Source organism: Microcystis sp. M_OC_Ca_00000000_C217Col, from assembly GCF_007095585.1.
GTDB classification, from domain to species: Bacteria; Cyanobacteriota; Cyanobacteriia; order Cyanobacteriales; family Microcystaceae; genus Microcystis; species Microcystis panniformis.
The window spans coordinates 1-19,425 of sequence record NZ_SFBV01000257.1; the positions used below are offsets into that span (position 1 = coordinate 1).

Consider the following 19,425-nt stretch of genomic DNA (forward strand, 5'->3'; position numbering starts at 1 on the left):
TTATAGATGATTTCCTGACCTAAGATCACATTTTATTCTTTTTTCCACTTCAATCTAAGAATTGAGAAAAAAGCAAAACCTTATATTATACCATAAAAAAATTATGCAAGAGGTCTATTCTTAAATTGGTGTTTCTGTGTTGGCTTATTTTGTTAGCAAGAACAGCCGAGACACCTATTTTAAGCTATCATGGAAACAGCACTGTACTGCTTGCTAAATCAATGCTGACCCTCAAAACGAGTAAACTAACCCTTGCTGATGTTCAACGTCATCTCCATTTTCAAGAAAAGCTTGAAGATGTTTCATTTACAGAGCTTTTAGCTTTGGAAACCGTCAGCGAGGCAGAAAAATTAGAACTTGTTCAAATCCGCAACGATTTTCGACCCTATTTGATGGAAGATAAAGCATCAGAAGGACAAGTTAAAGTTTTAACCCTATTTCCCCTATTGCGGTTAGCGGGTTTTTATCGTTATCCGATTAAGATTAGGGTTGAAGAAGGGATTGATAATATTATCCTTGTGGATGAAGATAAAACTATTAGCGGACGCTTTGATATTGTCACGGTAAATAATTCGATAGCAACTGTCAATGATATCCCTTTTTGGATTTTAGTCATTGAAGCTAAAGAGAGTGGAATCGAAGTACGTCAGGGATTACCTCAATTATTGACTTATGCCTACAATAGCTTAGAAAGACAACCCTCAGTTTGGGGATTAGCGACTAATGGCTTACAATATATGTTCGTCTATCTCAGACAAGAAACTAACCCCACTTATCAGATAATGCCAGAACTTAATTTAATGTATCCTGAATCAGCAATTAATCTGCTCCAAATTCTCAAGGCAATGGGTCAGCTAATTTTAGAGTAACCTTTGGGGTGGTTGGGTTTCGCTTTTTCAGGCGAATTAAGCCATTTTAGACCCAGTATTGTTTCGCTCAACCCAACCTACGAGACTGTCTATATAGGCAATTAAAAGCGTCTTGAATAATTACCACTATCTAAAACTCCTAAGTCAAAAATAAACTTAATTAAGGTGTCAATTGAACGAGAATGAATTAGTTGATGCTTGCTCAATATCTAACCAAGACTCGATTACAGAATTAACCACAGCAGCTACGCAGGAAATCGCTACACTATTACCCGTTAATTTTCGCATAGTTTGATAACTGCCGACAATTTGATAATCATCGGGAAAACCTTGTAAACGTAGCATTTCTCTTTCTGTTAAGCGTCTTTTCCCATCCACTAACAAATAATTATAGGATGCTCCTGCTCGCAAGGCACAGGAATAGGGATAAGCACTGACATTTCCTCCTTTATTTTCGTGCCAGATAGTCGGTTCACTATATGGTTTTTTTCCCTCTCTTTTCAGAAGGCGACTTTTTTGAATTTTTTCGGAAGCATAATAAAAATCCGAGACATTTTCCTCTAATATTTCCGTTAAACTTGTTCTAGATAAAGCTGGTTTTGGCCAGATAAAACCCCGCGCTTCTCGGAAACCAACGATAAAAATCCGTTCCCGTTTTTGCGGTAAACCAAAATTAAGCGCATTCAAAACCCGATAATCGGTATAGTAATCTAAATCTTGCAAAGTATCGAGAATAATTTCTAAGGTTTTTCCCTGTTGATGTCCCTGCAATTGCTTGACATTTTCCAGAATAAATGCTGCGGGTTGTTTGACTTTTAAAATACGGGCAATCTCAAAAAATAGCGTGCCTCTGGTATCGTCAAATCCCTTTAAATCACCACAAATACTAAAAGGTTGACAGGGAAATCCCGCCATTAAAATATCATGATTGGGAATGTCTAGGGCAGCGATTTCGGTAATATCTCCCTGGGGTTGGTCGCCAAAATTAGCCTGATAAATTGCCTGAGCATCTTTATCTATATCACAGGAAAAAACACAATCAGATTCTAAGTTTTTTTGGCGACAAACTCGTTCAATTGCGACTCGAAACCCTCCCAAACCAGAAAAGAGGTCAATAAAACGGATTTTTTTACTATCTTTCAGGAGATTCATCGATAATTAAAATTGCAGCGATAGGGATATTCTCTTTGATTTTAACTTATTCAACTTTCACTAAAGAGCGGACGGTAAATATTTCATTTGCTTGTAGGGGTTTAATCGCCGAAATTGGCACAGTAACTACTGAAATTGACTCACCGAGAGCGTTAAAAACCTCTAAAATTGCTCCCATTTCGCCATTGCTAGGATGGGGGATTAAATCCACTAATACTGCCACATCTCCCGATTTTAGATTGTCTTCGGGAACATCAAGACAAAGAACCACATGATCGTATAATCTAACATCCATAATTATCTATCCTTTCGGGGCTTGAGAGTAACAAACTGAAAACAGTCGTCAATGTATCGCAGTATCCATATTGTAACCACTGCTAAATTAATTCCGTTAACTCCTTCTAGCATTCCTTCAACTCGATAAAAGATACCGTATTCATTTTTACCATCTCTGATCGCATCTTCTACGGTAATTAGCTGAATAATCGCTTTTTGCAAACTGGCCGCATTATCGAGAGTAAATCCTGCTTGTGCTAAAAATTTTGATTTGTCATCTTTGTCTCTGAATACGAGAAGATAACGAGTAAGTTTATCCTCTGGAATAATTGCTTTAGATGGAATTTGCATCACTCAATCTACTTAGTTTTCTAGCCTTTTCTTCAGCACTCATGATTGTCGAGTTTGCTCTCTAGGGATTCTAGATCTGATAACTGCGGTGGATGATTAGCATTCCATGGGAGAGCTTGATCTAATTTTTCTCGAAAAGGCGATCGATTTATCCAGTCTTCGTTTACGGGAGAGCGATCGAGTAAATTTTGATAAAACTCATTCCACAGTTGACCCCATTCTTTTAGATCGATAACAACTGCTGTTTTTTCTCCTGTTTCATCGACAATATACTGAATACATTTCATGATTTAAATTGTTGTGAGATGGATATTAACTAATAACTATATTTTAATCGATTCACGAGAAGATATGGATTTTGCAAGTTCTTGTCTAGCATCTTCCGATAGAGAACAACCAAAATCTAGAATCTCGATTAAAACTAACTGATCGTCCTCGGAATAATGTAATATTGTTTTCCCTTCCTCCTCTGCGTAAGCAATTGGATTATTGTTTAACTCAATTAATAAAGCATCCACATCTGGGCTATAGTGTATCTTGTTCACCAAATTCCTCTAATTGTTATCGCTTTAACTCTTGTGTCGGCAATGAATTGGCAATTAATCAGAATTAATCTAAATTGTTTCGCTCAAGCCAACCTAAGAGGCTGTTGTGTTGGCGTTGAAAGCTTTGCCGTGTTCTTCTCGAATTTTATGAATTTCTTCAGCATACTTGAGAGTAAACCCGTAGGATTCCGCAGCCTTTTCCGCAGCAATGCGAGACTTAACTAAATAGTCATGGATAGACGTGCATTCCTCCGATAATCTTGTTTGAGTTTTATCTTTTTCTTGCAAAATCTCTGAGTGGATCATAAGTTATTCTCCTCTTTGAATAGTTCAAGTGGTGTGACAATTTCAGGTGTTGACAAACCAAGGCGGGCATTGATAACGCGAATATGCTTCCGTTTGTTAGCATTCGCTAGGTGGTTGCAATTCCAAGTAACGAGATATTGAATGTCGAAATAGCTGGCATAGGCAAGATGTAGAGCGTCGCCCACAAGAGACCTTGGCATGACATAGTTGGCAAGATAAAACTCGACAACTTGTTCAAGAGCAGAAGTCGGCGGTAGTAAAGGAATCGTTGAAACCAAATGAATAATTTCAGCTTTACGCGGATAGTTTCCGTTGGTTAGTTCTTGAAGCACGGCATCCGAAATATATAAATCATAATAACTGGACATCTCCGACCACCACTTCCTTGTGATTTCGGTAAAAGTTTTTAGAGCTTCACGCTCATCAAAGTAATAACTCGGAACCGTGGAATCCAAGTACACTTTTTCTTTCATGATAATAACTGATCGACAAGACTAAATTAAAGCCTGAAGCAGCCGTATGGTAGCCCCCTCTATTCTACTATCCTATCTCTGTAACGAAGTTATTGCACTGTCATGCTTGACCTCGATCATTTCTCAGAGCGATCGCACTTGATCGCCTTGAAACTTCTCCATTTTATCCCAAACATTAGCGGTGCTTTACACGCGCGTTAACGCACCCTACAAAATCGGCGATCGCACTCCTCTTATATTGTTACATACAGCAATGAATTGTTATCGCTTTAACTCTTGTGTCGGCAATGAATTGGCAATTAATCAGAAATTAATATAAGCAATTATTGTAGGTTGGGTTGAGCGAAACAATACTGGGTCGAAAATGGCTCAATTTGATTGTTTAAGCGAAACCCAACCACCCCAAAGGTTACTACTGAAATTGACTCACCGAGAGCGTTAAAAACTTCTAAAATTGCTCCCATTTCGCCATTGCTAGGATGGGGGATTAAATCCACTAAGAATAACAGAATTATATAATTTGCAATTCATCCTGTTTAAGATTTTGAATCGATTCAATCTTGGAAACTTCTACAGCGATAACTGTATAGGCTTTTCCCTGATTATTTAACACTTCTAAAACATAGCCATCCTCTTGGCCTTCGGGTCGAGGACAATAATCCACGATAATCGCGTGAGTGCCACGAGACAAATTAGATTCTGGCAAATCTTCGGTTAATTGAACTTCGGAAAACATATCAAATTTCATAGTCTAACTCTTTTAATCTGGTAATAAAGTCACAAATCTTGTTTCTTTCGTAAGTGAGTCGATAATCCAATAGGTAGAGACTCGTAAGTTTATCCCGTTGACCCCTTGTAAAAGTCCTTTAATTTCATAAATATCACCGAACTTTGTTTGTTTATTTAAGGTGGCCTCGTTGAGAAGAATACGTCTTAAATCTTGTTCCAATACCTGCCAGTTGTCTAAATTATATCCCGCTTGTGCCAGAAAGCCTGATTTATCATCTTTGGGTTGTAAAACTAGCAAATACCGGGTTAATTTAGCTGGTGGGATTGTCGCATTGGGATTTAAATAAGGCATTTATATTGTAATTTAGCCAATTTCTTTATAGACTTCTATAAAATAGATTTTACAGCATATGCGGGCAGTATTGCCAGGCTTTTTCTTTGTCTAGGATTTGATCATTTTCAACTTCTTCGATGAGTTTTCCTAGTCCGTAATCCTCTAGGATTTCTTCGATTTTTTCAAATTCAGCAATGGAAATCTGAACGGCAATCGGCTTTTGATCCTTGTCTAATACATAGCTTTTGTTAATTTCTAGCATTTGGTTCTCTCAATAGTATCATTTTCGCTATTTTTTGTCATGTTTTGGGCGGTATTTAACCGAACTAATTTTCTACCACTTTTCCCTTGTCTCTCCCTCCAATCAGCGCAAATCGCTTTTATATCGTAGTTGAAAGACTTGGCGTGTTCTTCTCTAATCTTATGAATTTCTTCGAGTATTTCATCTTCCCACATGGCTCATTCTCCCATTAACTCGTAAGGTGTACAGATTAGCGGTAATTTGTAGCCGAAATCCGCGCATATATTGAGAAGTTTTTTCTGCATTTGAGCATTAGTAATATGTTTACAGTTCCATGTTAACAGATAAAAGTTGCAGACAGGATGCAGGTGATCGGTTACGCTTCGATATACTCGCAATAGGTGGCTGGTTGGGGAATTGGCAGCCCTTCCTCTTGTAATCCATCCAGATGAAATTGAATTGCTTCTTTCATATTTTCTGTGATTTCCTCTAGGGTTTTACCTGTAGTAACACAACCGGGTAAATCGGGAACATAAGCGGAATAGTTATTTTCAGCTTTTTCGATAATAATCGCGTAACGCATTAGTTATTGTCTCCTTCTTCTAGATATTTATTCAATTGAGCTTGTTTGAAAATACTCCGTAAAGTCTTAATCGCTAAATCATCGGACAGCTTACCCGGAATAGTAACTAAACCTGATTTCAGAGAATGTTTGAATTGTCGGTGGCTTCCCCTTGTTCTCGATAAATACCATCCATCTTGTTCTAGTAATCTAATTACATCTCTAACTTTCATGTTATATCTGATTCTTAAAAATTGGCTGTTACCTTTATATGTTACATTTTACAAGTCTCGACGCGAGAGAAGAGAGACACACCCCACCCCCAATCCTCCCCCAACCCGCTACATACGGGAGTTTCCCGGGTGCTTTTAGGTCCAAAGTATTACTCAAACTGTAGTATATCCATCTATCATTCACTCGCCAGCCTACCCTATCTCCAAAAGCTTCCCAAACTCTTTCATTATACTCCCGCGTCCCACCGAGTTCGCGGTAAATTTTCGCCTGCACGGAAAAACCAAAGCGACCGCCACTATATTTAACCCATAATTGGTCAATGGTTCGCAAATCCTCGCAGGGAAAATTATCGATATCCTCTATCCGTAGCCATCCCTCTTTTGTTCGATTGGCAGCCTGTAGCATCACTCTTGCGGTTTCTTCGTCCGCTGAGTTCCATTGCTGCCGTTTCAGTAAATCCTCTAAGTTCCGATAATCGATTCCTTTGGCACTTTTAAGTTCGATTTCGATTTTTTGATCTGTTGGTGGCACGATGGCTGAATTTACAGAGTAAAGCGAGCTAATGATAAATTTTATTGCATATCCTCGACCTGTAGGCCAATCGTCCCGAAACACTTTTAGGATAAAACTATCGGTAGTGTATTCTTGACTTACTCCACTAATAATCGCCGTTTTGATAGTATCAGGTAAGTCCATCCCCGTAGCGGACTGCATTAAACTATCACTATAGTCTAGAAGTGTCTTATGCCCAAGTTCTGATTTTTCAACTTGATTAACATTTAGGACTATTTTTAATTCGTTTGCACTGTTCTTTGTTCCATCAACATAATAAGCGATGTTATTTGCTAGACCGTCTGGATTGGTATCTAATATTTGGTAAGGACTAGAACAAAAATAGGAATCACTGCCTTTGTAGGCGATTTTATAGCCTCCCGTCTCAAGACCAACTCGGTCAAGATAATGACAAATAAGTGATGGTGATTCTTCTAGAAAAGTCGTTTGTTTTTTTTGTGATAATTGGTCTGGTGAGATAGAAATATTTTTGCTAGTGGAATTAGCGTCTTCTAGTTTAGAGGATTCTAAAGACGGTGGAAGGCTAATATGCTGTTGTGCTAATTTTCGATTAATTCTGTCGTAATCTTGCCAGTATTTAGGTCTGGTTGTATCCAAAGCCAGAACTCGTCTCATCAACTGTCGCGCTTCCTCTAGCTTTCCCTCCACTTCCAACTCTAAAGCTTCCACTCGCAATAACTCTATATCGGGAGTCTTTGCCTGTTTCGGTAACAGAATCAGATGATTTTTATAATGCGGTTCGACAATAGAATGGAGGGTTTGTGGGGGTTTGTTGTGTTGTCGGTTGATTTCGGGAATCCTTTCGCGGAGACGATTACAGAGTCTTTCTACTGTAGCGCAGTTATTTTCTCCTTGGATTCGTAAAGCCTCTAGAAGTGAATAGGTAAAGGAACCCTGTTGTAGTTCGGGAATTTCGTAGGATTCCTCCGTCGGACTACAGGAAGCGATGGTTATCACTCCCTGTTGCTTTTGCCAGCCTACGGATTTATTGCTAAAGTCGTTCTCGTTGCGACAGGCATCGAGAAAGAGAATGATATTATCTGCGCCACATCTCCGTAAACGTTGGGTAACGTAATTGAGGGGAATGGTCGTCCGTTCGATTAAGGTCGGGTGTCCCTCGCTGGGAACGAGGTAATCCTGTCCCTGATGGCGTAATCCGTGGCCACTGAAGAAAAACCAGAAATTATCGCCGGTTTCTAAGCGTTGCGACTCGAAAAAGTCGTGCAGGAAAGCCATTAGATTTGTGTACGTCGGTTTCGTCTCCTGTTGGGAACCATTCGGCGCGGTTATTGGGTCAGACTCATCGGTAAACAGGAAAACTTCGTCAAAATTAATTTCGTCACGACAATAACGCGCCATCTCTACCGCGTCCTGCTTGGCACATTTGAGCGGTTTCAAGCGTTTGTATTGATTTATCCCGATAATTAACCCATGATTCGCCATTAGTCTGCGGTCGGTGTGTTTTTCTCGTCTCGCTTGAATTTTAGGGTTAATCCGCCTTTGGTGCCGGTCTTAATCCCCGTCCCTAACAATTTTACTTCACCTTCTCCGGTAATCTCTACGCAAAGCTCTACTTCATCGAGTTTAAAACCGGTTTGTTGGTTGACCTGTTTCTGTGCTTGATTGAAGACTTTGCCGATAAGCTGGAGAAAATGGGAAAGTTCTGTCTCTAACTTCTCTATGCTCACTTTTACGCCGCGAGTCGCAGCTTCGGTGATAATTTTCCCCTCGTACCAGGGATTGTCATAGGTGTCGTTTCCTTTGGCATCTTTATCGGGGGTGACGGGGGTATCTTCTGCGGTGATAATCCAAATAGTTTCTTCTGGCATAGCGCTCTCGTTTTTCGGCAATGGTTCTCCTTTATTATTCTAGTTACCCATTGCTAACTCACCTATAGAGATAGGGGTTAACTACAGAAACCAAAAAAGGGGGTTTAAATACCCCCAAAGCTCATAAGTTTTATGTTTTAGAGTATTGGTTTTAAACCGTTTCTACCAAGGGACGGGTTAACTTATCCAACTGTTGGGTTAACAGACTCAGGAATAAACCCACATCGGTGACAATACCCACGGATTCTACGGAACCTCGATCGCTTAATTTTGTCACCACGGCCGGGTTAATATCAACACAGACCATTTTTACCCCCGCCGGTGTCATATTACCCACACCGATGGAATGGAGCATACTAGAGAGCATAAGAATCATGTCTGCACCTTGAATTAAGCGGGAATATTCTTCCTGTGCTTTAATTAAATCCATCTCCGTATCCGGAAGCGGACCATCATCGCGAATTGAACCGGCCAAACTGAAGGGGACATTATTCTTGACGCATTCATACATTACGCCTTTTGTCAATACCCCGGCCGATACAGCTTTGGCGATGCTGCCGTGGCGACGGATGAGGTTGATAATCTTGAGGTGGTGACGATGGCCACCGCGCACGGGGATGCCTTTCTGCATATCTACCCCTAAGGAAGTACCCATGATCGCCTGTTCCATATCGTGAACTGCGATCGCATTCCCCCCCAGTAAAGCGTGAACGTAACCATCGCGGATTAAACGGGAGAGATGTTGCGCTCCTCCAGTGTGAATGACCACGGGACCTGCCGTTACTACCACTTTACCGCCCTGGTCGCGAATTTTACGCATTTCCCAGGCAATCTGCTCCACGGTTAACTCGACTCGGCGCTCGCTGGAAACCCCCGCACCCATAAAGGTAAATTCCTGGGTGCTGTTGCGTTGCTCCCTGGATTCCGCCTGTCGGATAGTACGGATGCCCTCAACTCCCACCATGACGCGATCGCCAGCTTTTAAATCCCGCAGCAGAGTACATTTCGCCGTTTTGCCTTCCGGACTTTCAGTGACGACGATGGCTGCATCCATGCGTTGATTTTCCACCCGCACCCATTCACAGTTAACCCGCACTTCCGTGGGATAGATGGTGCTGACATAAAAATCATCGGGAGCGACCCCATCTTGAGCGACAATGGCGGTATTGACATCACAGATTTCTTGGGGACGAGCGGCCGCACCGAGGTCGATCAATTGTACCATGATCTCCTCCATTACCTCGTGAGAGGGTGCAGAAACCCGCACTTCGGCCGAGGAGGTACTTTGGCGCTCAATCCCTAAGGTGAAGTTTAAAACCTTGAAGCTGCCCCCATTTCCCACCACAACATCGAGAGCTTTATTCATAATTCCCGCGTCGAGCAGATGACCTTCTAGCTGGAGAATGCGACTTTCAATGGTGACATTAGCGTGATGGTCTGGAATTAAGGGTTCGGTGGTACGCAGGGTTAAACATTTAGCGGCTCCCCCTGCTTTTAAGAACTCCGTCAGGGGAGTTTGTACCACTTCAAACCCTTTTGACGCTAACTTATGTTGTAAATCGTCACTAATTTTATTCATGACGATTACTTCACCGATATTCACAGCATTACAAGCAAAGTTAACCGCATCGGCTTCTTCAACGATAATGCGTTTTTCTTCGGGAATTTTTAACTCAATTAACCGATTAGAATAGGCATCAAAAGCATCAGGATAGTAGAGGAGATAACCGCCACTAAGGGGACAAAAACAGGTATCAAGGTGATAAAAACGTTCATCGATTAAACGTAGGGATAAAACCTCGATATCGAGCCATTTAGCGATTAAAGGGTGGGAATCTAACTCAGTTCTGAAGCCATATCCTGCCCATAACCAACGTCCTTCCCGATCTAATAGTGCGTCTCCTGCACCTTCAAAGGGTAAATCTTTTGGCAGTTCGTGAACCGTAAAACCGTTATCTTCAAACCACTGTTTAAAATAGGGTTCTTCTCCCTGTCTTTCTTTGTGTAAAAAGCGACTGAGAACGACTATTTTTTCCAGAACTAAACCTGCATTAGCGGTAAAAACCATGTCGGGCCAGCCTTTTTCTGGTGGGACTAAATCCACGAGCGCCCGATCTTTGAGAACATGATAAAGCTGCTGCCATTGTTGCCTAGCTTTTTCCTGGGAAGATTTGTGAATGTTGCCCTCCATCCAAGGATTAATCACATAATCCACATCGTAATGATCGGGAGAACACATCAAAAAGCGAATAGTTTCAGTCATATTTTTTGACAATGAATATTCAGTATAAGTAGTCTGGAGATAAGTTTAGACCAATCTTCCATTATACTCTACTTTGCCCCAAAATATCACTAGGCCTAAGATTAGGACAATTCCCGCTCTACAAGCTAAAAACAGCCTGATTCTAGCCGATAACTGACGGCTAGAAGCTTAAATTATTGTAAATCCTGATGTTTAAATAACCCCATAAATTTCGATTTGCGTCCGTGTTCCTTAATTAAACTTTCCCGATAAGTTTGCCATTCTTCCCGTCTTCCCGACATATAAAAGGCATTACGAGCTTTTTTCAGCCATTTAATCGCTTCTTCGTAGCGATCAGCCTTTTTTTCGTCGAGTATCTTTTCCGCAGGAGGACGCGCGCGATCAATCACCCAGTTAGGATCGACGGTAGCAGCCGCATCCATTATCCGCCAAATTAGGTGAGACTGCACATAGGAATTATCAGAAACGACTTTAATTGCATCTCTAACTAAATTTTCGTGGAGAAATATATCGATTTTAGCCTCTGTGGAACGTCCACCGCTAAACTCGCGCAAGTAATCTAACAAGTCTAATTTTAAATCGGGCCAATCTTGCCCCGCTAAAGACTCAATTTTTTGGTAATGGGAAAAGGAAGGTTGGTCTTGAAATGCCTTAATTCTAGCGGCCAAAGCTGTATCTATATCCCCTAAAGATTGCGCTAGTTCACTTGTCCAGAGAGCTAATTGATAATAATAATTTCCTGGGAAATTTAGACCACTTCGGGCAATTATTAGGGCGGATTCTGGTGCGGATTCATCCCGTAAAGCTTTGGCAAAAAAGAAGGCTTCATCGTTTTTAGTTATCATGTTTTTTGCCGCTGCCATCGCTTCATCAATGCGATCAAGATAGACTAACTTAGTTAGGTATTCTACCACTTGTCCTGAAGCTAAAGCTAGATTCAAATACTCCTGATCTTTTTCCTGTTTCTCGAAAATTTCTAAGCGAATAGAAGTTAATGTTTGGGCATAATCGGGGATATTATCTGACCACATTTCTGAAAAATTAGCCGATTCTCCCCGTAAAATCTTCTCTAAAACTGGATCGTCCCATCCCTGTTGTAAGGCCGCTAAACTCATCTCAAAATCGACACTCCATTCATGCTGCCATTGCTCCATTTTTTCCCTTAAATCTTGCTTTTCTTGGGGATTAAATTCTTTACTTAAAATTGCCCCAGTTAAAACTCGATCGATTCTAGCACTTAAATCATCATTGACAGCACCGTAATCTTCTAAATTATCCCATTCCTCGATACAGGCGCTAATAATTGCTTCTAAAATAGCGATCGCATTATCCGGTTCTCCCTTTTGATAATAATCTTTGGCCTCATCCACTAGGGCATAAATTTCATTAGAAATTGGATCTTCTTCGTAGTAATCTTCTTCGATCGCTCGCAGGGATTGCCGCAGTTCATTACGGACAGTATTACGATAAGCTTTGACATTAATAGTTATCTTCCCTGCCGCTTTATTAACTGGGGTAGCTGGAAATAAAAACTTATCAATTGTCTCGATAATTTCTGGGTGTTTAGCCACTAAATGATTAAGTAATTTTCTTAATTTACTTTCATCGATTGGTGTCAATAACTCCTCTAGGGAGGCTTTTTTGATAATTAATTCTGGTTGACGAGAACAGGTTAATAAAACCGCCACAATATGCTTACACCAACCCTCGTAATCGTAGGGACAGGAACAGGAGACATTCTCAAGATTATCTTGGTTAAAATCCATGACAACTCGATAGGGTTTAACCTCACTACCATTCACTAAAGCTTGCAGATTTTGCCCCCGTTGCCAAAGAGAAATAACTGCACCGCTGTCGTAATAATATTGACCGCGCTGATAGGAAGCATTGGTGCTATTTTGCCGGATAATTTTTTCATTGATAGGAGGAATAGTCATAGTCAGAAAAGGAGAGGATTGGGTGATAAAATCTTGTCTGTGTCAAGAAAACTGCCAGCACCGAGACAGACCACTGCATCAGCAACCGAGTCAACTTATCTTCAGTTTAGCCTAAATGTGCTATAGTAAAGACAGTATGGAAATTAAAAACATTCCTCTGTCCCAAATTCGTCGTCCTTTACCGCGACAAACCGATCCCGAAAAAGTTAATCAGTTGATGCAATCGATCGCTGAGGAGGGATTACGAGAACCGATCGATGTTTTGGAGGTGGATGGTAACTACTACGGTTTTTCCGGTTGCCATCGCTTTGCCGCTCATCAGCGTCTCGGTAAAGAAACAATTCTCTGTCGAGTTCGTCGCGCCCCTAAATCCGTTTTAGCTAAACACATCGCTTAAGCTGAGAAGTCCCATGAATGAGTCCTTATATAAATATCATCGGCAAAAATTAGAGCAGTTAATGGCAGAAATTGGCTGTAAAAATCTGGAAGAATTGAGTCGGTTATCGGGTCTATCTTCTTGGCAATTGCAGAGAGTTCGCCATGGTTTAATCGCCAAATTATCCTCTGAATCTTTGGTGAAATTAGCTAATGCGCTGCAGCTGCCAGTTAGCGATCTCCTCGCTCATTTTCAAATCCCGACGATGGGGACAGAGGATCGTTCAGGGGAATCAAAAATTCTCGAACAAGAGTATCAAAATTTACAGCAAAAATTAGACAAGCAAAAAGAAGAATTAGCCGCAGAATTTCAACGTCAAAGCATCGAAGCGATCGAATCTTGGTTAGTTCAATGGCCCACGGCCGAGGCCGTTGCCCGCAAAAATCCCGACCTAGCAGCCGTCAAAATCCTCTCCCTAGTTAAACCGATTATGCAGTTACTGGAGCGCTGGGGAGTGCAACCAATTGACAGTGTCGGTGATCATGTGAGTTATGATCCGCAAATCCATCAATTGATCGATGGTCAAGCAGCAATCGGTACACCCGTTCTAGTGCGTTATCGGGGCTATCGTCATGGGGAAAAACTACTTTATCGTGCTAGAGTGAGTTTAATTAAAGTAGAAATGCCGGAAATTCAACCAGCAGAAACAGAAAATGTCACCGCTTAAAGTGATAATTCTTGCAGAGCTTTGGTGATGCGAAAAATTCCCTGGTGGTCTGCTTTTATCTTATCGGTAAAGATTGCAATCCAAAACAAAGACCTTGACAGACTCTTGTTAGGAAATTTAAGTCCAAAGTAGCGATTGTATCCTGAGAACTATGATAATAGGGATTACGCATATTAGCAGTATCTGTCACCATAATTGCCGAATAACCGCAATCCCAAAAGGGAGAATGATCGCTGCGTCGAGTATCGGGGACGATATAACCTGCAAAAATTACCGGCAACCATTCGCAGGGAGTCTGATTTTCCCGCAGGACTCGACTGAGAAACTTTAAATCCTCGCGGGTTTTGAGATTGCCAATCAAAGCAATAAAATCCCCAGTGTTGGGGTAAAAATATTCTAGAAAAGCTGGATATTTTTGAGAATGGGGATTTTTATCACAGTAACCGAGCATTTCTAAGGACAACATTAACCTTAAATCCTGCTTAGTTTGTTTTAATTTTTCCGAATATGCAATGCTCCCCAGTAATCCGTATTCTTCTAGATCGAAGGCAATTAAACGAATTGGATAATTAGCCTGATTTTCCCCAAAAAACCTCGCTAATTCTAATAATACCGCTAATCCCGTGGCGTTATCGTCGGCCCCTGGCGACCCCGGCACCGTGTCATAATGAGCGCCAATTAAAATCGGAGGTTTTTGACTGTTGTTAGGCAAATCCAAGATTAAATTTTCGTAAACTTTTCCCTGAAATGGGAAAAAATGTGATTCAACCTTTCCCCAATTGCCTAACTCTTGCCGCAGGTATTCTCGCACATAAAAATGTCCTTGACTAGAGAAAAAAGGGTTTCTCTCTCGGACAATTTGTTCTAGGTGTTGGCTTAAGCGATCGCTAAGAAGATCAAACATTGATGGCAGCAGATAATTTAATCAAAAGAGCCAATGGATAGAGAAACTGAGGGAAAAATCGGGGAGAATAATAATTGTTAATTATAAAATATTCTGTGGGGCTAAAATCATGACAAATCTCCAGTGGACTAGCTATGATTGTATCGTTGTCGGGGCAGGATTAGCAGGATTAATCGCCGCGCGGAATCTCCAGAGGCAAGGTCATCAAGTTCTGGTGATCGAAGCGCGAAATCGTTACGGTGGTAGAATGTCTGGTCAATATCTCCCCTCCGGACAGTGGATCGATCGAGGTGGTCAGTGGGTGGGTCCAACCCAAGAGCGTTTTTTAGCCCTTCTTGATGAGTATAAAATACGTCGTTTTCCCTCTCCCAATCAGGGAAAAACCGTCCTAGTCTTTAACAACAAACGCTATGAATTCAATGGTTTTTTTCAAGGTTTCCACGAGGGAGAAGTACCCGATATCGGCGCGGCAGAATGGCAAGATGCGATGTCAGCATGGGCGCGTTTTCAAGAACTAGCCAAAACTCTACCTTCAGGTTATCCCCAAAGCAACGATCACACCAAAAAACTAGACAGTAAAACTTTTGCCCAGTGGATTGAAGAAAACACCAGCACAGATTTTGGTCAATGGTATTTTGCTTATATGGCCCGTGCAGTGGGTTTTCTCGGGCCGGCCGAACCCCAGCAAGTCTCACTGCTGCACGTTCTTTGGGGACAAAATTGCGCCCCTCAGGCCGAACATCCAGAAGCCGAACTGATCCATGGCGGAGCCGGACAAATTCCCGACAAGATCGCGGCGGAATTAGGAGAGCGAATTCGACTGGGGGAACCGGTTGTTCGCCTTAATTATGACTCGGCCAGTGTGACCGTAGAAACCAGCCAGAACACTTTTACTGCCAAATTTGCCATCATTGCCATGCCGCCCCATCTCGCCGGCCGCATTATTTATCATCCCCCGCTGCCACCCCAGCGACAACAACTAACCCAACGAGTACCGATGGGATGCTGCGCTAAAGTCCTGATTTCCTATGAGCAACCCTTCTGGCGAAAACAGGGACTAGCGGGACTTGCCCAAGGGAATTGTCAATGGTTGGAACTCTGTGCTGATAGTTCCGATCCCGAAACCGGCGTCGGGGTAATGGCCACCTTTGTGGTTGGCGATCGCTATAACCGTTGGCGCTCCATGAGTAGTCCGGCGCGCCGTGCCGCCGTCCTCTCGGATTTAGCTATTTATTTCGGTCAAGAGGCTCTTTTCCCGATCAGTTACGATGAGGTGGATTGGCCCGGGGATACCTGGACTGGTGGCGCATATTCCGCCTTTATGCCCCCCGGAGTCTGGACAAGTTTCGGCGAGGCTCTTTTTACTCCCGTCGGACCGATTCACTGGGCCGGCACAGAAATGGCCGATCGCTGGCCGGGATTTTTTGAGGGAGCGATCCGCACCGGTGAGGCGGCAGCCGATCAAATCGCCTTGCTTTTGCGGGAAAAATGAGCATTTACAGGGCTAGGACACTTTTTAGGTCAAAAAAGTCATCATAGTCAAGTTTCGTGGCTAATAGGGCAGAAAAATCCTAAATCATCACTATTTCGCCCTGGTAATGTTCGACGAAATACTGCACACGATGACGATATTCTTTAATTGTCCGATCGACCCATTCCCGCTGCTCACTGTTAGCGTAGATATGCACTAAAGGTTCTCCGGCATCGGGTAAAATCAATACCCAGTCATCATTAAGGGGATTAATCACCTTGACTCCATCGACCAACTCTAGATTATCGGTAGCGTGAGTTTCCACCAGATAGCGCATCAAAGATCCCTTGACTTTCCAAGGACAACGCACCGCCGTATTCTTATTGTAAATGCGCGGTAACTCGGCCCGCACCTGAGCTAGAGAACGTTCCTGAATGGTTAACATCTCCAAAAGTTTCGCCACGCTGAACATGGCATCGAAACCGGGATGTAATTGCGGAAAAATAAAGCCAGTTTGCCCAGAGCCTCCTAAAACCACATTAGGATTAGTTTGACATCCTTCCATTAAAGCGCTAGGACTGGCTTTTGTCCGCACCACCCGGCCATCGTGACGACGTGCGATCTGTTCCACGGCACTAGAAGCATGAACTGGCACTACCACTGTACCGCGCGGATGGGCGGTCAGAATTGTATTCACCATTAAAGCAGTTAATTGTTCCCCGCGAATCGATAAACCACTCTCATCGACGAGGACTAATTGTTCCCCGTTGGCCGAAACTTGTACGCCTAAGTTCGCTTTCAGGGCCTCCACCACATGGCCCAATTGATGGATCAGTAACTCTCTTTCCTGCATGGAAAGGGCATTCTGACGTAAACTGGCATTGAGAACCACGGCATCACAGCCAAATTTAGCCAGTAATTCCGGTAAAATTGCCCCTGAGACTCCGTAGGCGTAATCAATGACGATTTTGGAACCACTATTGCGAATGGCCTCCACATTTAGCTGAGTTTCAAAGGTTTTGCGGTAATTATCGAGAATATCAGCTGGATAGGACATACTGCCGATTTCCTGCATTCCCACCCGTCGCAGATCTTCTTTGAAATAAGCGCCTTCGATTTTCTTTTCCTTGGCTTTGGAAACATTAATTCCTTTTTCGTCTAAAAACTCGATTAAGAGAAAATCCGGGCGATCGGGATGGATACGGACGTGAATGCCACCGACTACGTTTAATTTAGCCACTAAAGTCCGGGAAATCGGTAAAGCATTCGCTTGTAGGTTTTGGATATTCACCCCCACGGACATTAAACCGGCAATCAGCGATCGACTGACCATGCGCGAGACACTACGTTGATCCCGGGAGACGATTACCGTTGACCCCGGTTTCAGGATGGAACCGTAGGCTGCCCCCAGTTTAACGGCGAATTCGGGCGTGATATCGATGTTAGCCAGGCCCGATACTCCTCGTTGACCAAAGAGGTTTTTATGGGCAGTATTTCCCCAAATCAGGTTAATATTGAGGATGGCTCCTGATTCGATCTGTTTACTCGGCCAGACTCTGACCCCAGAATTGATCTGCGCTTCTTCCCCGACGATCGATAATTGTCCGATCACCGCACCTTCGTGTACCTGGGCCCGTCGATCGATTCTGGTTCCTCTAGCGATCGTACAAGCGGCTAAATTGACCTCATCCCCGATCACCACACCATTCCAGAGGATGGGACGTTTCAGATCGGAACCAGCGCCGATGGTGACATTATCGCCGATAACCGAACCCCTCTCGATCAGAACATTTGCACCAATGCGGCAATGATTGCCGATCATGGCCGGGGCCTCAATGTGGGCGCTAGGATCGATATAAGTATTAGTACCGACCCACACCCCGGGGGATTTTTCTCGATAGGGAAATTCTAGGTTAACTTTGCCAGATAAAGCGTCGTATTGCGCTTCTCGGTAGGCCTCCAGATGACCGACATCGCACCAATAACCATCGGCCACATAACCATACATAGGTTCGCCCCTTTGCAGCAGCAGCGGAAACAAATCTTTAGAAAAGTCGGCTTCTTCTTTGTAGGGGAGATAATCGAGGACTTCTGGTTCAAGAATATAGGTTCCGGTGTTGACGGTATCGGAAAAAATCTCGCTAGTGGATGGTTTTTCGATAAAACGGCGAATTCTGCCTTCTTTGTCGGTAATCACTACCCCAAATTCGATCGGATTGGGAACGCGCGTCAGGACGAGGGTTGCTTTCGAGTTTTTGCTTTTATGGAATGCGATCGCTTTTTGCAGGTCAAAATCAGTGATACTATCGCCACTAATCACCAGAAAGGTATCATCTAACCATTCGGCAATATTTTTCACACATCCTGCGGTGCCTAGGGGTTGATCCTCCTCCACAGCGTAGGTGATTTTTACCCCAAAGTCGCTGCCGTCTTGAAAGTAGTCGCGCATGACATCGGGAAGATAGTGCAGGGTGGTGATAATTTCGGTAATGTCATGTTTTCGTAGTAAATTAATAATATGTTCGGCGATCGGACGGTTGAGAATCGGAACCATCGGTTTGGGAAGATCACAAGTAAGCGGACGTAATCTTGTCCCCGAACCACCTGCCATTAGTACCGCTCGCATAACTTCCTCCCAAGGCTATCTTTTCGCCGTTTTTAAATATTTTTTTCAAATTCTGGCTTTAGTTTTCCTATCTCGATCGAGCTAGTTCCTAACCGGCATTCTAACACCGTCTCCCGGATTCAGGACAATATTTTCTTTTCCCAAGTCGGCAAAACCCAAGCTTAAAATGGGAGATGTGAATTGTCTAAATTCAAGGATGAGATGGCATGAGACTCGTTATTTTTATCTTAATAATTTTTTATGGTGTCGGTGGTTGGAAATTCTGGAATGGGTACAGAAGCACTAATTTTAGTTCCAGTTTACCCAATCGTTTAGCTCTAACACTGTTCTGGCCGCTTCTGTTGGCTGTTAATCCCGCCTACCGCAAGAATTTTAAAAAAGCCCTCAAGGGCAAATAAAATTAACATACTGCCAAGATTGCGGCCATAAAACAGAAAGTAGCTGGGTATCGAGGTGTTTTTTCGCCGATTAGTCGAGATTACCCCCCCAAAAAAACCCTCAATAGGGTTTGCGGCAAAAAGTTTTTCCTGGGGGTAGGGTGTGGGGTGTGGTGCGATTCGTTGGCTAGAAACTAGACAGTAAGACGTTTAGAGGATTAGCCGCTTGGTAAATGTAGTACCTTGATAACTTTATAACCATACAGGTGC

General features: G+C 42.8%; 25 protein-coding genes. 6 read left to right on the plus strand and 19 right to left on the minus strand.

Annotated features, from left to right (window positions below; all coding sequences use genetic code 11):
- Positions 1–221: 221 nt before the first annotated feature.
- On the plus strand, positions 222–869 hold the full coding sequence (locus tag EWV66_RS15810; protein ID WP_043996064.1) for a type I restriction endonuclease subunit R: 648 nt from the start codon (positions 222–224) through the stop codon (positions 867–869).
- Between the two features lie 168 nt (positions 870–1,037).
- Here the strand turns inward: EWV66_RS15810 and EWV66_RS15815 are convergent, their stop codons facing one another.
- The 7 genes from EWV66_RS15815 to EWV66_RS15845 all read right to left on the minus strand — a co-directional run bounded on the left by EWV66_RS15815 (position 1,038) and on the right by EWV66_RS15845 (position 3,972).
- Positions 1,038–2,021 carry a DNA cytosine methyltransferase gene (locus EWV66_RS15815; RefSeq protein ID WP_072926905.1) on the minus strand — a complete coding sequence of 328 codons (984 nt, stop codon included), beginning with the start codon at positions 2,019–2,021 and terminating at the stop codon, positions 1,038–1,040.
- 46 nt (positions 2,022–2,067) lie between these two features.
- Positions 2,068–2,316, minus strand: a complete 249-nt coding sequence (locus EWV66_RS15820) for a DUF4926 domain-containing protein (RefSeq protein ID WP_002789664.1) — start codon at positions 2,314–2,316, stop codon at positions 2,068–2,070.
- A gap of 2 nt (positions 2,317–2,318) precedes the next feature.
- The gene (locus EWV66_RS15825) at positions 2,319–2,648 is read right to left on the minus strand and encodes a DUF6883 domain-containing protein (protein ID WP_002789666.1); all 330 of its coding nucleotides are present in this window, start codon (positions 2,646–2,648) and stop codon (positions 2,319–2,321) included.
- A gap of 32 nt (positions 2,649–2,680) precedes the next feature.
- Positions 2,681–2,935 carry a hypothetical protein gene (locus EWV66_RS15830; protein ID WP_052276610.1) on the minus strand — a complete coding sequence of 85 codons (255 nt, stop codon included), beginning with the start codon at positions 2,933–2,935 and terminating at the stop codon, positions 2,681–2,683.
- 36 nt (positions 2,936–2,971) lie between these two features.
- Positions 2,972–3,193 carry a DUF2283 domain-containing protein gene (locus EWV66_RS15835; RefSeq protein WP_002769518.1) on the minus strand — a complete coding sequence of 74 codons (222 nt, stop codon included), beginning with the start codon at positions 3,191–3,193 and terminating at the stop codon, positions 2,972–2,974.
- A 93-nt stretch (positions 3,194–3,286) separates the two neighbouring features.
- Positions 3,287–3,499 carry a hypothetical protein gene (locus EWV66_RS15840; RefSeq protein ID WP_002789670.1) on the minus strand — a complete coding sequence of 71 codons (213 nt, stop codon included), beginning with the start codon at positions 3,497–3,499 and terminating at the stop codon, positions 3,287–3,289.
- The gene (locus tag EWV66_RS15845) at positions 3,496–3,972 is read right to left on the minus strand and encodes a type II toxin-antitoxin system VapC family toxin (protein WP_002789671.1); all 477 of its coding nucleotides are present in this window, start codon (positions 3,970–3,972) and stop codon (positions 3,496–3,498) included. The genes EWV66_RS15840 and EWV66_RS15845 overlap by 4 nt, the downstream gene beginning before the upstream one ends.
- Before the next feature lie 181 nt (positions 3,973–4,153).
- Between EWV66_RS15845 and EWV66_RS15850 the strand changes: the two genes are divergently transcribed.
- A complete protein-coding gene (locus EWV66_RS15850; protein ID WP_211571692.1) occupies positions 4,154–4,291 on the plus strand; it encodes a hypothetical protein in 138 nt (45 codons plus the stop codon).
- 192 nt (positions 4,292–4,483) lie between these two features.
- Here the strand turns inward: EWV66_RS15850 and EWV66_RS15855 are convergent, their stop codons facing one another.
- The 10 genes from EWV66_RS15855 to EWV66_RS15900 all read right to left on the minus strand — a co-directional run bounded on the left by EWV66_RS15855 (position 4,484) and on the right by EWV66_RS15900 (position 12,674).
- Positions 4,484–4,720: a DUF4926 domain-containing protein gene (locus EWV66_RS15855; protein ID WP_002743276.1), complete on the minus strand. Its 237-nt coding sequence runs from the start codon at positions 4,718–4,720 to the stop codon at positions 4,484–4,486.
- Positions 4,721–4,732: 12 nt separating this feature from the next.
- Complete coding sequence (locus EWV66_RS15860) at positions 4,733–5,053, minus strand: DUF6883 domain-containing protein (RefSeq protein ID WP_024968524.1); 321 nt, start codon at positions 5,051–5,053, stop codon at positions 4,733–4,735.
- Between the two features lie 49 nt (positions 5,054–5,102).
- On the minus strand, positions 5,103–5,297 hold the full coding sequence (locus EWV66_RS15865; protein WP_052276612.1) for a RelB antitoxin-like protein: 195 nt from the start codon (positions 5,295–5,297) through the stop codon (positions 5,103–5,105).
- The gene (locus EWV66_RS15870; protein ID WP_002743272.1) at positions 5,291–5,491 is read right to left on the minus strand and encodes a hypothetical protein; all 201 of its coding nucleotides are present in this window, start codon (positions 5,489–5,491) and stop codon (positions 5,291–5,293) included. Before EWV66_RS15870 ends, EWV66_RS15865 begins: the two co-directional genes overlap by 7 nt.
- A gap of 161 nt (positions 5,492–5,652) precedes the next feature.
- Positions 5,653–5,859 (minus strand): type II toxin-antitoxin system HicB family antitoxin, encoded by a 207-nt coding sequence (locus EWV66_RS15875; protein WP_052276613.1) that lies wholly within the window; start codon positions 5,857–5,859, stop codon positions 5,653–5,655.
- A complete protein-coding gene (locus EWV66_RS15880; protein WP_052276614.1) occupies positions 5,859–6,071 on the minus strand; it encodes a type II toxin-antitoxin system HicA family toxin in 213 nt (70 codons plus the stop codon). Before EWV66_RS15880 ends, EWV66_RS15875 begins: the two co-directional genes overlap by 1 nt.
- A gap of 34 nt (positions 6,072–6,105) precedes the next feature.
- Complete coding sequence (locus tag EWV66_RS15885) at positions 6,106–8,088, minus strand: GUN4 domain-containing protein (protein WP_287107250.1); 1,983 nt, start codon at positions 8,086–8,088, stop codon at positions 6,106–6,108.
- On the minus strand, positions 8,088–8,474 hold the full coding sequence (locus EWV66_RS15890) for a Pepco domain-containing protein (protein ID WP_287107251.1): 387 nt from the start codon (positions 8,472–8,474) through the stop codon (positions 8,088–8,090). The genes EWV66_RS15885 and EWV66_RS15890 overlap by 1 nt, the downstream gene beginning before the upstream one ends.
- Positions 8,475–8,625: 151 nt before the next feature.
- Positions 8,626–10,737 (minus strand): bifunctional arginine dihydrolase/ornithine cyclodeaminase, encoded by a 2,112-nt coding sequence (gene argZ / locus EWV66_RS15895; RefSeq protein WP_287107252.1) that lies wholly within the window; start codon positions 10,735–10,737, stop codon positions 8,626–8,628.
- 173 nt (positions 10,738–10,910) lie between these two features.
- The gene (locus EWV66_RS15900) at positions 10,911–12,674 is read right to left on the minus strand and encodes an SWIM zinc finger family protein (RefSeq protein ID WP_287107253.1); all 1,764 of its coding nucleotides are present in this window, start codon (positions 12,672–12,674) and stop codon (positions 10,911–10,913) included.
- Positions 12,675–12,789: 115 nt separating this feature from the next.
- Between EWV66_RS15900 and EWV66_RS15905 the strand changes: the two genes are divergently transcribed.
- Both EWV66_RS15905 and EWV66_RS15910 read left to right on the plus strand, forming a co-directional pair.
- Positions 12,790–13,071 carry a ParB N-terminal domain-containing protein gene (locus tag EWV66_RS15905; RefSeq protein ID WP_041804185.1) on the plus strand — a complete coding sequence of 94 codons (282 nt, stop codon included), beginning with the start codon at positions 12,790–12,792 and terminating at the stop codon, positions 13,069–13,071.
- A 13-nt stretch (positions 13,072–13,084) separates the two neighbouring features.
- Positions 13,085–13,777: a helix-turn-helix domain-containing protein gene (locus tag EWV66_RS15910; protein ID WP_061433420.1), complete on the plus strand. Its 693-nt coding sequence runs from the start codon at positions 13,085–13,087 to the stop codon at positions 13,775–13,777.
- Positions 13,778–13,832: 55 nt separating this feature from the next.
- Here EWV66_RS15910 and EWV66_RS15915 read toward each other — a convergent pair whose 3' ends face one another.
- A complete protein-coding gene (locus EWV66_RS15915; protein ID WP_052276620.1) occupies positions 13,833–14,681 on the minus strand; it encodes a M28 family metallopeptidase in 849 nt (282 codons plus the stop codon).
- Positions 14,682–14,790: 109 nt separating this feature from the next.
- On the opposite strand from EWV66_RS15915, the gene EWV66_RS15920 reads away from it, so the two are divergent.
- Entirely contained in the window at positions 14,791–16,173 is a 1,383-nt protein-coding gene (locus tag EWV66_RS15920; protein WP_052276621.1) for a flavin monoamine oxidase family protein, read from the plus strand.
- A 79-nt stretch (positions 16,174–16,252) separates the two neighbouring features.
- Here the strand turns inward: EWV66_RS15920 and EWV66_RS15925 are convergent, their stop codons facing one another.
- Entirely contained in the window at positions 16,253–18,778 is a 2,526-nt protein-coding gene (locus tag EWV66_RS15925) for a mannose-1-phosphate guanyltransferase (RefSeq protein ID WP_052276622.1), read from the minus strand.
- A 206-nt stretch (positions 18,779–18,984) separates the two neighbouring features.
- Between EWV66_RS15925 and EWV66_RS15930 the strand changes: the two genes are divergently transcribed.
- On the plus strand, positions 18,985–19,176 hold the full coding sequence (locus EWV66_RS15930) for a hypothetical protein (protein ID WP_043996070.1): 192 nt from the start codon (positions 18,985–18,987) through the stop codon (positions 19,174–19,176).
- Positions 19,177–19,425: the final 249 nt, after the last annotated feature.